This window comes from Alteribacillus sp. HJP-4, from assembly GCF_042139015.1.
In the GTDB taxonomy this organism is placed as follows: domain Bacteria; phylum Bacillota; class Bacilli; order Bacillales; family Marinococcaceae; genus JBHIKY01.
In genome coordinates this window covers 16,553-33,092 of sequence record NZ_JBHIKY010000021.1, presented here as the reverse complement: position 1 = coordinate 33,092, position 16,540 = coordinate 16,553, and the positions used below count along the sequence as shown (strand labels likewise).

The window sequence follows — 16,540 nt, the reverse complement described above, 5'->3', positions numbered from 1 at the left end:
CCCGTAAACGAGTTAAGGAGCTTTTTCCGTCTGTTTTTTCGCTCAGACTGTATCGGCCACTGTTTCTTTTACAGCAGTTACGATAACTTCTACGCCATGACTGCGAATATCTTCGATGATGTCTTCATCTGCCAGATCACTGGTAATCAATATATCTATATCTTCAAAATCACAAAAAGAAATCAGTCCCTGCTTTATCAGCTTACTATGGTCTGCGACAATAACGGTTTTTTTCGCAGATTCAATCATAGCTCTTTTCACTTCGGCTTCGTACATATTGTGACTTGCGAAGCTTTTTTTCATAGAGATTCCCGTGGTACCTATAAATGCGATATCAGCATTGTACGGACGCAGGTCTTGTTCAGGACGCGATGGCACAAAGCTCATCGTTTTACGGTCAAGCCCTCCCCCGATCAAAAAAAGGGAAATAGACTCGTTATGACCAAACTCATCTGCAATGTTCAGCCCATTTGTAATGGCAGTGAATACTTCGAGCTGATTAAGGTGTCTCGCGACACACCAGGTGGTGGAGCCAGCATCTAAAAAAACTATCTCATTTTCTTTGACTAGTTCTTTTGCCCGCCTGCCGATCGCATCCTTTTCCTGATAATGCTCAAGCTTTCGTTTATCTACTGGTACAATAGCATTCATCGCTGACTGTACATCCTTTAAAAGCACCGCTCCTCCGTAATTTTTTTTAACCAGACCATCTTTTTCAAGCTGGTTCAAGTCACGCCGGATTGTCTCTTCTGACACATTAAATTCTTTGGCCAGCGCCTGGACCCGGACACTTCGCTGCTGCATCAGGATATCTTTAATACGTTTCTGGCGTTCTATCAAAATCATGTATATATCAACTCCTTCGTTTCTTTTTTCGAATCAAGAAAGTCTCTCGTTCAATATACTGAAAGCAACTTTGATTATCCATTATTCCCAATTGATAGAATTACATCTATTCCCACTCCAGCATGTTGGTTTCAACGACCGACTGGTCAGAATCTTTTGGAATTCGGAAAGATTTTATTTCGTTCGGCCGAAAAAAACAGTTTATCTTCCGATTCCAGTCGGGCAGTTCGATTTGCGCTTTTGCCGTCTCACCGGCAGTTTCGTGGCAGCGAATAATCATATCCTCATTGTCTTCAGATATTTTCCAGGCACTGATAATAACTTTGTCGTTGTCTATTTGTAAAAATGATTTTTTTTGGGGGAGAGTCCCGTTATGATATGTTTCAAATAATGCTATCGGTCTCTGATTCAACTCCCATGCTCTTTTTACTGTCCCGGCTTCTTCAAATCCTCCTTCATGAGGGAGGAGAGTATAAGTGAAGCGCTGAATGCCCTGGTCGATGTAGGAATAATCTCCCTCTTCATCTGGAATGAGCGGATCGTGATGAGCGTAAATTGGGCTCCGCAGAGCAGTAATGCTCATTTCAGTTGTTTGAATGTCAAAGCTGTATTTTCCGTCGTTTAATATGCTTAGACCGTATACTTCAGACGTATCCTTTATAATTCCTGTAGAATCGATCCAGTTCTGCGCAGGCTCTTCTTCTCCATTTTCTTCTCTAACAATATGACCGTATGGAATTTCATAGGTGGCTTTTCGAAAAATAGTATTTATGTCATATTTCAGCTTTAATACTTTGTGCTTTTCATGCCAATCCACCGTTGTATGCACATCTATATGGTCTAATTCCTTATACATTGTAAAATCCTGAATCATTCTGGAGGTGCCATATGTGCTGACAATGCGCATTACGGTTTTAACCGGTCCATGCTCTACTTTTTGCACTCTGATTGCGCGGAAGTGCCCTGCTATATTTTTATACTGGAGTACATTGTGGGACCACGTATCACTCTTATCTTCCATCACAATGGGAATTCCGGAGTCATTTTTCAGTACTTCAAACTTTTTATGCTTGTCAAACAGGCTTGTCATATAGCCTGTCTCCGGGTCAAACTCTACACGGAAGCGGTCATTTTCCATACGTGTGCTGCCCGCATGCATAGGTTTTTCATGTAATTCGGAACGTCTGTTGACAATTTTGTACACTCGGTAGCCTAATGATGGGAGATGAGCAATGAAGCTGAGCCTGCTGCGTCCCTTTGCTGTGGCCTGTGACTGCACAATTTGGTGTGGTGTTTCTTTTCCTTTTTCATCAATAAGAATCTGTCCGTCTTTCCAGGCGGTGTTTTCTATCTCTACATTGACCTTCGTATCCCACGAATGTGGATTGAATACAACGAGTGGCTTCATGCCCTCTTCTTCTTCGATATCAATATTCCACGACAATGACTGTACAGCGTTATTCAGAGCGTTGGCGCCGATGGACATAGCTTCCCCATGGGTATCACGGGCATCATCATACGCTGCTTCAATACTAGTCCCTGCAAGAATATCGTGAAACTGATTGAACAGCACGTTCTTCCACGCCCTTCCCAACTGCTGTGGATATGGCTGATTCCTATACCAGAACGCAATGGAAGAAAACTTTTCTGCAGCGATTAATAGATTCTCCGCTTCCCTGTTCCAGCGTTTTATACCGGAGTGTACTGAATAGCATCCGCTGGCGTGGTGCTGTAAGTCATCATGAAATACCGGAAGCTGGACATTCTTTTCACGTATCGTCTGGAAGTATTCATTCGGTGTGCTGAATTTCAGCTTTGGAAAACCCTCCGCCCCGTCCAGACGCTGTATACTTTCAATATTTTCCTTTGTCGGTCCTCCTCCGTGGTTTCCTACCCCATAAAAGCACATAATTTCATTGACAGGGTTCTTTATTTCATCGGCAGACCGTTTAATATGATTATTCAACTCTCTGCCCCACGTGCAGTATTCAAACGGAATTTGAAAGGTCATCACTCGCGAACCGTCATCTGATTCCCACCAGAACACTCTGCCAGGAAGCCCTTTTTCCTGTGGCATAGGTCTCATAAATACATAGCTGTCCATACCGCTCTGCTGCAGAATCTGCGGCATCATGCCGTGATGTCCGAAGCTGTCTACGTTATAACCGACTGTGGCTGTCACACCAAACTTTTCTTTAAAATAACGCTGGCCGTACAGTGCCTGCCGCGCAAAGGACTCTCCGCTTGGAATATTACAGTCGGGCTGAATCCACCAGCCTCCTACAATCTGCCAGCGGCCTTCTTTAATACGTGCTTTAATTTCTTCAAACATCCCTGAATCGTTGTTTTCAATCCATTCGTAAGAAGCAGCAGAACTGGATGTAAATACAAAATCATTGTATTCGTTCATTCTGTCCAAGGCGGAACGAAACGTTGCTTTTGTTTCTTGAAAACCTTCCTGCCACTGCCATAACCAAACAGGATCAAGGTGGGCATTCCCAATCATATGTAGCACTTTTTCTTCCACGTTAGATTTCTCTCCTCTCTATATTTACAGAGCTGCATTCACATCCAAATATAGATTCAGCCGACCAGAACTGGCCGCCTATCCCATCGGTTGTTCAGGCAGTCCATGGAACCCTTCTCTAAACTCCTGCTCTTCTACTTTTCGCTGGATTCACTAGAGCTTCGTGAATCTTGAGCACGATTGATTGTCTGTTTTTGTTTCTGCTGGACCAGTTCTGCCAGCTTTATCAGCACGCTTCCACCTATTTTTTTCGGGTGGGCGAGCGCTTTCTGAAGAGATTCCTCCATTAAGCTGAGTGCCTTCGAGTCGTTGCTGCCGTCTTCTTCTAACGATCTGAGCCAAATAATTGCCCTCTTCGTCATCCAGTACCAATGCTCCATTACTTCTATCCAGGGAAGCAGATCATTCCGAAGAGCTGTATTGTCCATCCAGTTTTTAATGATGAAACAGGAGTGATCCACCTGATCCAAATATTCTTCCAGTGCTTCCACAGCCTGATTATGAATCCCTTCTTTTTCGATCGTTATTACTGCTTCCTTCGTTAGACACTCAAGCTTTTCCGCTTCCGTAGTTCCTAAACAGGAATGAAGAGAATTTTCAGCAAGCTGCTTAACATGTGGATAAAACTCTTTTCCTGCAATTTCTTTTAATGCATGATTCCACGAGCTTTCAGGCTGGTAATGATGTGGATCATTAAAATAGTCGGCAAACGTTAACAGCGGAATCTTACTTGCTTCAGGCTGATTCATTGGATTTACGAGAAAGCCTTTCGCTTCTTTATATAAGTCATCATCCCGTCCTCTTATCGGTCCTATGTGAAGCTCAGGACTCATAGCCAGATCGTTAACTGGATAATTATCCCATATCACAGGATTCTGGCCTGTACGCTCCCGAAAAGCTTGAACTGTGGTTGTAGAAATGGTTTTTGAGCAAATGTCCGGTCCTGTAAAAAACATATCGATTTCCGGGTGAAGCTGCTGTTTTAATATTGGCAGGTATTCATTACCACGTGTCGGACCGGCGTAATCAGTGGGACACATGCTGAGTGAACAGGAAGAGTCCATTCCTTTCAGCCAATCGTATATATTGTTGCATACAGCAGCGTGAGCCTCAGCACTTGACTGATAGAGATCAATATCCGCTTTATGCTGCAGCTCAAAAGGTATGTCATCAAGCAGTAAACTGAAGGAGCGGACACCTATTCGAAAAAAGGAAATAAATTTTTCTTTTATATGCTGCATTTCTTCGCTGGAAGAATACACCATAGAAACACCAGGGCCTAGTGAATAGCAGAATTCTACACCATAATCCCGAGCGGTATTTACATTTTTTAAGAATTTACTCATGATGTATTCAGGATAAGGCTCACGCCACTTCGCCCGATGCTGTCTATCATTTTTCGGGCCGTATATATAGAGGTTGTAATTGTTTCGTCCCAAAAACGAAAGCAGGTCATTTCTCTCTTCAAAGGTGTAATACACTCCATAAAATCCTTCAATGACTCCCCGGACGTCAAAAGGAGAATTTGTCATTGTATCCCCCCTAAAAAGTTTCTGCCAGGCCGTTGGTTTTTAAAAAACGATAGATTTTTTCCACAACGGTCTGTTCGACCGCCTTTTGTCCTGCTGCCAGCTTAACCGCTGGAAGGTCCGAACACTCTGCATTTTTCATTCGTTCCTCACGGCTGAGAGCGTCTAGAAGAGAAATTTCCAGGTCTGTAGCAATATTTACTTTACTTACACCGCCGTTAGGAAGATGAACCGATTCCTGAATCATATGATCCGGCACTCCGGATCCACCATGAAGCACAAGGTGCACTGGAGTGAGACTGCGAATTTCCTGCAGACGTTTAAAATCTATTGTAGGTTTTTTTACATTATAGACACCGTGAGCTGTACCAACGGAAACCGCCAGAGCATCAACATTGGTTTCTTTTACAAATCTTTTAGCTTCTTCCGGATCAGTGAACAATTCTTCATCGCTGTCTGTTTCAATAAAATCAGTAGTACCGATCCTGCCAAGCTCTGCTTCAACTGAAACCCCCCTTGCGCGAGCATACTCGACTACTTTTTTTGTAATAACAATATTTTCGTCAATATCTTTTTCAGAGGCATCAATCATAACTGACGTAAATCCTGCTTTCACAGCAGCTTCTATCACCTCGAAATCATATGTGTGATCGAGATGCAGTACGACTGGTACCGTGATATTCTCTTCTACAAGCACTTTATAAAATTCATTTGCAAATTCATCACATGTAATATCGTAGCGGATCAGCTCATTTTGAGAAATTTGCACAATCAGCGGCGATTTTGCCTTCTCTCCTGCCAGTAATACAGGACGGATCATTTCTGTATAGCGCGGGGCGAATGAACCCACGGCGCAAGTATGTTTTTCTGCTGTTTCGAGCATTCTTTTTAACGTATATAGGTTCTCTCGTTTTAACTTAACGTCCACTGTTATTCCCACCTATCCTGTTGAAAAAATTTTCTATTACGTCTTTTTCATTCTTGTTTTTAACGACACCAAAAATTGTAGAAGATAAAGATATAGGATTCTGTTTTGTTTCAATCACAGCCAGCAAATTTGTTATCCTTTCGTTCCACCAGTTAAATTCATTCCTTCGATAAAATATTTCTGGAACAGGAAGAACAGTATAAGCACCGGAAGCATGACTAGAATAGAGGCAGCCATCAAATAATGCCATTGTGTCTGTAAAGTGCTTTGGAATGTCGCCAGGCCAAGCTGTAACGTGTACATCGATTCATCGCTTAAATATAAAAGCGGTCCAATTAAGTCGTTCCATGCCCCATTAAAAGCAAAAATGGCAACTGTCGCCAGGGCCGGCTTTATCATCGGAATCATCAGCCTGGACCAAATATAGAAATGACTTGCGCCATCAATTTTCGCTGCTTCAACCAATTCATTCGGTATTGTCATGAAAAACTGGCGTAGTAAAAAAATAAAGAATGCACTACCGAAAATGTGAGGGATGGTCAAGGGCAGATATGTATTGACCCAGCCTAACTTTGCAAATAGAATATACTGCGGTATCAGCATGACAAATCCCGGTATCATCATCGTTGCCAGTAGAATGGCAAACAAAATTTTCTTTCCGCGGAATTCTATCTTCGCAAACCCATATGCCACAAATGCATTAGAGAGAACATTAGCTATAACGGTTATGCCGGTAATAAACAATGTATTTAACAAAAACTTTGTAAAAGGAGCTGCTGTCCAGGCATTCGCAAAATTTTCCCAATGAAACGTTTCCGGAATAAATGTCGGCGGGTACACCATAATTTCCTGCATAGACTTCAACGATGTAGAAAGCATCCACCAAAGCGGCGAAAGCATTGTTAAGCTTCCAAGTGTAAGAATGGCGAATACAATAATTCGTTTCATTCTTTTTTTCACTCTTTGATTGGAAAGAGAGGACCGGCTCATTGCTCTAGTTTTTGTGTAAGCTGTCTTCTGATCGTCTAATGCTTTCATTATTTATCCCCTCCTTCGTAATACACCCATTTCTTCCCGAACTTAATGTTAATTAAGGTGATAACCAGGATAATTAAAAACAAGATCCATGCCATCGCTGTAGCGTATCCCATGTTAAACTGTTCGAATGCCTGCCTATACATATAGAAATTGTAAAAAAGCAGGGAATTAGCAGGGCCGCCGTTACCTTCCGGCGACATCACCAGCGCTTCCTGAAATACTTGAAAGCCTCCAATAGTAGAAGTGACTACATCGAAGAAAATAACAGGTGTAATCATTGGAAGCGTTACATTGCGGAACTTGTGCCATGCGTTGGCGCCATCGATTTCTGCCGCTTCATACAACTGTTTGGGGACATTTTGAAGTACTGCTAAATACAAAAGCATGGATGCTCCGACTGCCCAGATCTTCATCATAATCAACGCAGGCTTGGTCCAGGCCGGATCAAACAGCCAGGAAGGACCCTGAATACCGAACCAGGAAAGCACTACGTTAATAAGACCGGTGGAGGGACTTAAAAGCTGCATCCACAGCAGGTAGACGGCGACACCGGATAAAACCGCCGGCAGATAGTACAATGTGCGGAATACTCTCATGCCAGGTGCCCCCTGATTCAGAAGAACACCAAGCAGAATAGCACCGATGGTGGTCAACGGCACAGTCCATATGACGTAATATAGGGTATTGTACATTGAGATCCAAAAGAATTTGTCATTAAATATTAGTTCTGTATAGTTGGAGATGCCGACGAAATTCATTCTTGACGTTACATCATAATCAGTAAAGCTTGCATACAAAGAAAACAGCATCGGTCCGCCCAGAAAAGCGATAAAACCAAAGACCCAGGGGAAGATAAACATATACCCCTGCCGCTCTTCCTTTTTCTGAAGGGACGTTATTTTCCCCCGCTTCATTTTAATTTCCATTCTTCCGCCCCCCTCTTCTTACTGTCAGATGAATAAGGAGGAAGTGGTTTCCTATCCAGAAACCACTTCGATTTCTCCTCTTATTCATTTAAACGCTGCTCTACTTCTTCTTGACTCTGGTCCAGCGCTTCCTGAGGCGTCATATTATCGAGCATTGCTTCGTCGATATTTGGAATAATATAATCTTCATAATCTGGGAGCTCGAACGGAGCGGTGAAGAACATTGTTTCTTCAAGCGCTTCTACAGAAGTCTGATAGGTTTCCTTCTCTCCGCCTTCGAGTTCTTCCACCGCTGCCTCGGAGGCTTCGATGTTTGCTACATTATCAAAGTTTTCTGTTGCCCAGTACTTTTGAGTTTCGTGGTCTGTGGCAAATTTAATAAATTCATAGGATGCTTCCGGATTCTCTGCTCCGTGAGGAACTTCTAATACAAATCCACCACCGACACTCCAGTGTCCATTCCCTTCTTCCTTTTCAGGCATTGCCGCTACTCCAATATTCATTCCTTCACCGAAATCACGGATATTCGTATAGAACGTTGCTACGTCAGAATACATTGCTACCTGGCCAGAGATAAAAGGGTTAGCGCCTTCTCCACCAAAGTTAGCACTGAATTCTTCAATGGTACGTTTACCATAGCGGTCCTGCCAGCCTTTCACCCATTCGAGAGCTTCTACTTTTTCGGAACTGTTGATTGCCGGTTCTCCATTTTCATCAATGAAAGCTGTTCCACCATCAGCATTTCCAAGCCAGAGATCATATCCTACGCTTCCCCAGAGCGGATAATAACCGATTCTTTCATAACGATCTCCATTCTGAATATCAAGCTGCTGAGCATATTCCTCAAGTTCTTCCCATGTTTCAGGAGGCTGATCCGGATCCAGTCCAGCCTCTTTGAAAGCGTCTTTGTTATAGAATAATATACGAGTATCTGTATTGAAGGGTATAGCATATGGCTCGTCTTCGTGGAGAACCGTATTCCATAGATCAGGATAAAAACGATTCTCCATATCGCTGTCTACAAATTCAGAGAGATTTTCTACCTGGTTTTTGTCCGCCCGCTGCTGAGTTGTTCTAATATCATTTACCAGGACATCCGGCGGGTCGCCAGCGGAAATCTGAGCAAGAGATTTTGTCCAAATATCATCAAATGGTACAAACAGATGATTTACTTGAATCTCGTCCTGAGAACTATTAAAATCTTCCACTATTTGTTCTACAATGGGGCGGCGCACTTCCGAGCCCCAGAATGTCCAAAAGTCAAGTTCCACCACATCTTCGTTTGAATCGCTTCCTCCGCTGTCATTGTCAGCAGAAGTTTCTTCCCCTTCACCTCCGCCACCGGAGCACGCAGTCATGATGAGAATAAGTAGTAAAAAAAGAGCAGATAAAAATGGGTTTTTTCTTCTTAGCATTGTATTTCCTCCCTTTTTTGTAAACGCTTACTTAAATCCTTAAAAAAAAAATCGTCCTCCTCAACCGTATACTTTATGTTGTTTATTGTTAATTATTATTAATATAAACCACAAAAAACAATAAATCAACAAAAAATGAATAAATACACATTTATTGAATTATTTGTTTGTTTTCTGAGCGTTCGAACAACAAGTGGGCAATACTGGTCATCAATCCAGCAATCACGCTCCCGGAAAAAAGCAGCACAAACGCCTGAAACTGGTACAACAAAAACAATATAATACACATTGTCACTAAAGCGGTTAGTGTCCAGAAGATATGCCTTATACCGAGGAATAAAGCCATGGCTGCTGCTTTATAGGCCGGCATCGTAATGTGAACAGCCACAGGATATACATACATTAAAGCCACAACAAACAATAATATGAACATATATACCACATATCGATAAATGAGAAATACAGAAGTATCTCCTGTAAGCGCAAACTGAAGGTGAACATAAAGAATAAAACCTATGAACAGCATAAACAGGCCGATACGGTAGCTCGATCCAAATTCCCATTTAAACAAATGGAAAAATGTTTTCGAAAGAGACCCGTTTACTTCCCCCCTCACATTTGCTCTTAATGTCGCAAAGAGTGCATTTGTACTTGGAAACAGTGTGATGATAGGAAGAGAGCATATGAGCCACAATATGTTTAAAAGAGCCAGCTTCATCAGCCATTCTGTCACTGCGTAAACCTTTGTCATGATCGGTGATGTTGTTACCATGATGGTTGACTCCTTTCCCCAGACAATAATGTAAAGGTTAACCTTCCCACACTTTACGGAGGCACCATACTCTTCAGGGAATTACAAATCTCCTTTAAACCGCAAACTCTTTTCTGTAAAACTAACTATATTAGGTGTGGTAATTTTGTCATCGAGAAAGGAAGAAGCCTCTCCGGTTCCATAGTAGAACATGGCCCCGGCGAAGCGTATCAAGAATAATTGTAATGACGTTCATCGCGTCTGCAGTATCTTTTCCGGCTTATACTCCTGGTAATCCGGCTTCTCTCCACTAACCATTAAACCCTGTCCCCAGTTCACATGTGACTGCTTTACAGGCAGATCGGATGGATCCCTGAACTGATAAAGTACATTCCGGCGGGTTCTGCTGCTGTAATTTGGAAGGGAGCCGTGAATGGTTAAGTAGTTAAAAAATACGACATCTCCAGCTTTCGCTGGGCAGGGGGTGCCTTCTTCAATGGAGTATTCTTTTTGATCGAGGTAGTGCTGACCAATATGCGGAATTGGCCCCTTTTTGTGAGAGCCGGGCACGACATGCAGACATCCATTTTCTTTATCTGCATCATCCAGGTGTACACTTGCCGCAAGCATCGTGTGCTTTTCGTGAGGAAAATAGGGATGATCCTGGTGCATTGGAAAAGCAGCACCATTTTCTGGGGGCTTCACGAGCATTTTCGAATGATGCAGCTCGACATTCGGTCCGATCAGCTGCTGAAGAACAGATGTCATATTCGGATGCACCATTGCACGGGTGAATGCGGCCTCCTGATAGTGCACATCATGAAATCCTTTCAGCACCAGCTTTTTTAACTCCTTTTCCTCCAGGTAATCTCCTTCCCATGCGTGATTTCTGTCATATCGGGATTGAGCCGCTTTGTTTACGATACGGTCAACTCCATTTCTCATGTCCTCTACTTCCTGCTCGCTGAACACTGCACGCACATGTAAATAACCATTTTCTGCAAAATGCTGCACTTCTTCTTTTGAAATCAACAAAAATCCTCCCCATAATCATGTGAGCGCTTTTACAAACGCGCAAACAGTCATTTATATTTGGTATTATGTGACTTATAAACAATATATACAACATTAAGTAATAAATCAATAAGTTTATTAAATTTTCTGATAAGCAAAAAAAATGAAAAATAACAAGCCCTCTTACAGAAGGCTTGTTAATACAAAAAGTCTACTATAAATACTTCTTTATAATTAACTCTGCTCTCTTATCCATTGGTGATGGAAGCTCGTTTAAAGCGAAGTATTTTAAATCTATACTTTCCCCATCAGCCATTGAGAGTTCTCCGTGTGTATTAATTGCCTGATAAACACTTATTACATTGTATACCTCGTCACCATTTGGATATTTACTATAAAAGTCTTTACCTGATAATACATCGATAAATTTGAATTCCTTCGCTCTTAATCCTGTTTCCTCAAATAGTTCCCTTGCAGCCGTTTGTTCGAGTGTTTCTCCGGGTTCCATAGCTCCCCCAGGCAGTCCCCATTCTTCAGTATCTGAACGATGCTGTAGTAACAGTTTTTTAGATTCATTCACTACTAAAATAGTGGAGCCGGTTAAAATGAATGGCCTAGTACCAATGAGTTTTCTAATATCTTTAATATAATCAGAGATATTCATCACCTTTTTCATAGCATTTGACTGTAATTTCAGAATTCTCTATTCGTTTTTATTCACATTTACAAATTAGTATCTTTAATTTCCCCATCCCTTTGTTTTAATTTCTGCCAGTAATAATATGCGCCCTTCGCTGGTTCAACTTCTGAGTAAACAATCTTTTGAATCTTTCCACTGGAATTAATGGTTTCAGAAAAGATTTGTTGCACGAACTTATTTTTTTCCAGCACACTTCCTTTTCCTGCAATAGGAAGTGTCCCAATTTCTGCTCCTAATTTATTATGCAGCAGCACTGTCTGCTCAGCGAGAATCTGACCGGCCTGCCGTAGAATGGAAAGGGCATTTTCGTCCCCTGTTTCTGCCAGCGCCGATACTACCTGGGAAAGGGTGGCGACTTCATCCTTAGAAGAGCGGTAAATTATTTCTTTTAAGGATTGTGGAGACTCTAAAGACCAGTATTCCCGGATGGAATGAGAAAGCCTGGAAACTGGCAGATTATGTTCATATTCGTAGATAAAGTGCTTGCATGCTTCTAAGGCAATGCTGTACCCGCTTCCCATATCTCCAAGCAGCGGACCCCAGCCGCCGGTAATCATTATTTCTCCCTTCATGGCACCAATGGATACTGAGCCTGTACCAGCGATGGTCACTACCCCATCATTTCCTTCGTGAACTGCATAATACATTAATTCTGCATCGTTCATTACGAACGATGGAACAGCATAGTAAGAGCTGATATGCTTCTTATAAACTTCTTTCCACGTTCCGCTCTGCACGCCGGCGGCACCGACAATGATAACTGCATCACCACCTTTATTTATAAGTTGAAAACATGGCGCAATTGCCTCTTTTACATGCTGTAACGCTTTTAGTTCATCCATTAATGGATTGCCAAAAGAGCTCGATGCCTGGTGGCAGAGCTTTCCGTAAGGATCAAACAGACAGGCGGAAGTTTTCGTTCCGCCCGCATCTACTCCGATAATATAGGTCATTTCTCTTTCCCTTTCGTCGCTTGATAAGTAAATATAATCCTCGCTGCTCTAAAAGTTTGACATCTCGTCATCAAATACTAATTTCTGGCCGCCGGACTGCTCTGCATGGAAAGCAGGAGATCCAAATGCCCTGCAGTATCATGAGCTAGAGCAGAAGGGCTGCTTTTATAGGCAGTTAATTCTGCAGTAAGAGCACCGCTGTAATCAATATTTCTCAGCTCGCTCATTACAGCCTTCCAATTAACATCGCCTGCCAATAAATTTGTAAAGCCCGTCATGTTTCCGGCACTTTTGTTGAAATCCTTGACATGCACTTTCACAATACGTGGTCCAAGAATACGGATCCATTGTTCTGGATAGCCAAATTGAAGTACATTTCCAACATCAAAGTAGGCCCCGACAAATTCTGAGTTTGCATCATCTATATATGCCGCCATTTCGATAGGAGAAAGAAGAAATTGGTTCCAAACATTTTCGATGGCTATTTTCACGTTAAGCTGTTCGGCATACGGAGCCAAATCTTTAATTGCCTGCAGACTGTCTTGATAACACGCATCATATGCAACATCCGGTGTTACTACGCCCGGCACGACTAATACGGCATCAAGCTCCATCGCTGCAGCAAGCTCAAGCATTTTTTTGACGATATGCTTTCCCTTTTCACGTTCTTCGGCAATATTGGATGACAGAGGATACTCCCATAGAAGGGCAGTGGATAAACTTTCAATGGTAAGACCTGCTTTTAAGATCTGCGTTTTTATTTCCTGCGCTTCTGCCGGCGTAGTGTCCATGGTCAGCCCAATGTCCCCTGCTTTTCCTACATTCAGTTCAATCGCGTCAAAGCCTGCTTCCTTCGTCCAGGAAAGTACATTGGAAAGAGGTGTTCCTGACGGATAACACCATTGGTTAATTCCTTTTTTCATGGTATTGGCTCCTTTCTTTTTGACTCGAAATTTATTATTTACTTGAAAGTAGAAATGCTTGAATTAGAAACCGGCTGTTTTTCTTGAGCAGATTGGTATGCGGAGATGGCGACTTCTAATGCCCGCAGGCCGTCCGTCCCTGAAATAGACGGATCTGTTTTATTTTTCACACTATTAATAAAATCCTGGACGAGTGCCTCGTCCATGTCATCTCCCCAATAAGCATATTCAAGTCCATTACTTTGAAAGACATCAAGCTTTTGTGCCTGGGCATCAGCTGAAATGGTTCCGTTCGTGCCAATAAATTCTATCGTCACATCCCCCCAGATCGGGAAATTTTCATTTCGGGACCAGCTGCAGTCGAGAGTGGCAAAGACGTTATTTTCAAAAGTCATTGTCAGCAGTCCGGCGTCATCGACCGGAGTGTCTGTAAAGAGCTGATCCACTTCAGCGAAAACCTCCTGCACTTCTGAGCCTGTCACCCACCGCATAATGTCTACTACGTGAACGGTATGATCTATAACGGCTCCTCCGCCTGAAAGCTCTTTATCGTTAAACCAGCCCCCTGGGTTTTTCCCGCGGTTCGTTCCTTTCATCGCAAGAATTTCACCGATTTCTCCTTGCTCGATGAGCTGCTTCGTCCGTTTTATAACCTGATTAAATCGTACGGGAAAAGCTGTTTGCAGCATAACCCCTTCCTCTTTACAAACCTGGATTATTCTCTTTGCGTCCTCAATCGTATGGGCTAGAGGCTTCTCACAAAGTACAGCAGCTCCTGATTTAGCCGCAGCTACTGCATGCTCCGCATGATGGGCGTTTTCTGAGGTCACCACGACCGCATCGAGTTTTTGCTGCAGCAGTTCTTCATAGCTTTGAAAAAATGAAGTCTGATAGGCTTCAGCTGCATTTGTTCCTCTCTTTTGGTCCTCATCAAAAATTCCAACCAGCTCAACATCCTTTATTTTTACTAGGCTCTCTGTATAGGAATAGGCATGGCCATGGGCAAAACTAATAATACCAACCTTCATTCTGTCGTCCCTCCTCATTTTCTGTACATTTGCTAATAGTGTTCGTTATAGGAAAACTGCTTTTTTCTCTTCGATCGATTCCAGCGCCGCCAGTGCTATCTCCATCGCTTTATACGCATCTTCTGCAGTCACCACTGATTCTTCTCCTGACTGAATGCAATGAATAAAATGCTTTAGCTCAAGGTCGTACGGGGAATCAGCCAGAGGACTTTCGGGCACAGCGACGCTTCCTGCCTGTCCGGCTTCACTTTCTGATTTTTCCAGTGTCAGGGGGCTTTCTTTCGCACTGCTGTAGCTGATAATTCCTTTTTTCCCCGCGAATTCATAGGATGTATTGAACTGTTTATGTGCCCATGTGCCTTCGACGTGGGCAATCAGCCCGTTTTTGAAGCGGAGGGTGACCAGCGCGTAGTCTCTGTTCGAGTTGTTTTTTCCTTTAGTGCCTCCAACATTTTTGGCATATACGTGCTCTACTTCACCAAACGTCCAGCGCAGGAAATCAAAATCATGAATAATCATATCGAGAATGAGGCTGCCGCTGATATCATAATCAGCGTACCAATTACCGGAAGCCTGCGGAAACGGTCCTCCCCGCATCGTCCTGGCCACAGCAACATCACCGACCTGCCCGCTATTAATGACTGCCTTTGCCTTCACATATTCAGGAAAAAAGCGGACCACGTGACCGACGAATAGCCGTGCCCCTTTCCTATTACAATATTCAATCATGTCCCGCGCTTCTTCGAGTGTGCGGGCAAGCGGCTTTTCACAGATAACATCTGCCCCGATATCTGCAGAGGATTTCACATGTAAAGCATGCTGATTTGTCGGCAGGCAGACGGACACTACATCAATCTGGCCCTGCAGCTGCTCGGCTGCATCTGCAAAGCTGGCAAATCCCTGCGCTCCTAATCTTTCTGCATGTTCATTCAAGAGGTCTTTATTGGTGTCTACTACTCCAATCAACTGGACATTTTCCATTTTTGCGAAGCTTTCCGCGTGGGTGGCCCCCATTGTTCCAAGACCTAATACGATAACTCGAACCATAGTTTTCTCTCCTTTTCTAAAGTGGTTAGATTTGTGTCTCATTAGTTTTTGATGGAATCGGCAATTTTTCATGTTTCTTTGCGAGGATCAGCGATTTTTTCAAGGCATCAGCGAATTTTTTGATTGATCGGCGGTATTTTTCGAAGCATCGGCGATATTTTCCAAATCATGAGCGACTTTTTTCGATTCATGGGCGATATTTTCAAATTGATGAGCGACTTTTTTCAATTCATCGGCGAAAATAATATTGGTCACCAGGAGCAGAGGGCAATTGAAAAATCACCATCTATTTCAACTGTTTCAAAGCTGTTCCTATTTTTGTGATGCACCTTTAAGCAGGTATCTGATTCCTTTTCCAGCGAATGGCTCATTTTTGTATCTCGGAAGTATATGTAAGTGGGAGTGGAAAATGGTCTGCCCTCCGGTTTCACCGCAATTCCAGCCAATATTGTACCCGTCCGGGGAAAACATTTCATCCAAGTATTCTTTTACTTTATGAAGCAATGAATAAGTTGCCTCCCATTCTTCTTCAGTCAATTCAAATACCGTTTCTCTATGCTGCTTTGGCACAATGACTCCTGAACCCTCTAAGGGGCTGCGGCTTGCGCGCATCAGTTCTTCCTTCTGGAAGCTGCCCGCCCCAACATCCTGCAAGTATTTCTTCGATCTCTTCTCGTCTTCCTCCTTCTGGTTATGTTGAAGCTGTAAATACATGCAATAGTCATTACTGAATTGTATGGTTTGCTCAGGCTGCAAAGCGGGCTCGCAGAATATACAATCTTTCATTTTTCCACTCCCTTTTTGGCTCTCATATTGCTATATAAACGAATTTCCTGGTTTTAAATACTTTACCATACCTCCACTTTGTGTGTTTGAAACGATGGAAGGCATATAGCGCAGAACATAAATATGAAA

At 42.8% G+C, this 16,540-nt stretch carries 15 protein-coding genes; all 15 read right to left on the bottom strand.

Annotated features, from left to right (window positions below):
- Positions 1-42 precede the first annotated feature (42 nt).
- The gene (locus tag ACE4RR_RS16485; protein WP_375536537.1) at positions 43-846 is read right to left on the bottom strand and encodes a DeoR/GlpR family DNA-binding transcription regulator; all 804 of its coding nucleotides are present in this window, start codon (positions 844-846) and stop codon (positions 43-45) included.
- 106 nt (positions 847-952) lie between these two features.
- A complete protein-coding gene (locus ACE4RR_RS16480; protein ID WP_375536536.1) occupies positions 953-3,373 on the bottom strand; it encodes an alpha-mannosidase in 2,421 nt (806 codons plus the stop codon).
- Positions 3,374-3,507: 134 nt separating this feature from the next.
- Complete coding sequence (locus ACE4RR_RS16475) at positions 3,508-4,905, bottom strand: protein O-GlcNAcase (protein WP_375536535.1); 1,398 nt, start codon at positions 4,903-4,905, stop codon at positions 3,508-3,510.
- A 10-nt stretch (positions 4,906-4,915) separates the two neighbouring features.
- Positions 4,916-5,830 carry a class II fructose-bisphosphate aldolase gene (locus ACE4RR_RS16470; RefSeq protein WP_375536534.1) on the bottom strand — a complete coding sequence of 305 codons (915 nt, stop codon included), beginning with the start codon at positions 5,828-5,830 and terminating at the stop codon, positions 4,916-4,918.
- Positions 5,831-5,962: 132 nt separating this feature from the next.
- Positions 5,963-6,868 (bottom strand): carbohydrate ABC transporter permease, encoded by a 906-nt coding sequence (locus ACE4RR_RS16465; RefSeq protein ID WP_375536533.1) that lies wholly within the window; start codon positions 6,866-6,868, stop codon positions 5,963-5,965.
- Positions 6,868-7,794: a carbohydrate ABC transporter permease gene (locus tag ACE4RR_RS16460; RefSeq protein WP_375536532.1), complete on the bottom strand. Its 927-nt coding sequence runs from the start codon at positions 7,792-7,794 to the stop codon at positions 6,868-6,870. The genes ACE4RR_RS16465 and ACE4RR_RS16460 overlap by 1 nt, the downstream gene beginning before the upstream one ends.
- A gap of 80 nt (positions 7,795-7,874) precedes the next feature.
- Complete coding sequence (locus ACE4RR_RS16455) at positions 7,875-9,209, bottom strand: ABC transporter substrate-binding protein (RefSeq protein ID WP_375536531.1); 1,335 nt, start codon at positions 9,207-9,209, stop codon at positions 7,875-7,877.
- Between the two features lie 151 nt (positions 9,210-9,360).
- The gene (locus ACE4RR_RS16450) at positions 9,361-9,981 is read right to left on the bottom strand and encodes a YesL family protein (protein WP_375536530.1); all 621 of its coding nucleotides are present in this window, start codon (positions 9,979-9,981) and stop codon (positions 9,361-9,363) included.
- Between the two features lie 231 nt (positions 9,982-10,212).
- A complete protein-coding gene (locus ACE4RR_RS16445; protein ID WP_375536529.1) occupies positions 10,213-10,992 on the bottom strand; it encodes a phytanoyl-CoA dioxygenase family protein in 780 nt (259 codons plus the stop codon).
- Positions 10,993-11,188: 196 nt separating this feature from the next.
- The gene (locus ACE4RR_RS16440; protein WP_375536528.1) at positions 11,189-11,650 is read right to left on the bottom strand and encodes an NUDIX hydrolase; all 462 of its coding nucleotides are present in this window, start codon (positions 11,648-11,650) and stop codon (positions 11,189-11,191) included.
- Between the two features lie 47 nt (positions 11,651-11,697).
- Complete coding sequence (locus ACE4RR_RS16435) at positions 11,698-12,627, bottom strand: BadF/BadG/BcrA/BcrD ATPase family protein (protein WP_375536527.1); 930 nt, start codon at positions 12,625-12,627, stop codon at positions 11,698-11,700.
- A 77-nt stretch (positions 12,628-12,704) separates the two neighbouring features.
- Positions 12,705-13,550, bottom strand: a complete 846-nt coding sequence (locus ACE4RR_RS16430; RefSeq protein ID WP_375536526.1) for a sugar phosphate isomerase/epimerase family protein — start codon at positions 13,548-13,550, stop codon at positions 12,705-12,707.
- A 38-nt stretch (positions 13,551-13,588) separates the two neighbouring features.
- Entirely contained in the window at positions 13,589-14,578 is a 990-nt protein-coding gene (locus ACE4RR_RS16425; protein ID WP_375536525.1) for a Gfo/Idh/MocA family protein, read from the bottom strand.
- Between the two features lie 45 nt (positions 14,579-14,623).
- Positions 14,624-15,625 (bottom strand): Gfo/Idh/MocA family protein, encoded by a 1,002-nt coding sequence (locus tag ACE4RR_RS16420; RefSeq protein WP_375536524.1) that lies wholly within the window; start codon positions 15,623-15,625, stop codon positions 14,624-14,626.
- A 312-nt stretch (positions 15,626-15,937) separates the two neighbouring features.
- Complete coding sequence (locus ACE4RR_RS16415; RefSeq protein WP_375536523.1) at positions 15,938-16,411, bottom strand: HIT family protein; 474 nt, start codon at positions 16,409-16,411, stop codon at positions 15,938-15,940.
- Between the last annotated feature and the right edge of the window lie 129 nt (positions 16,412-16,540).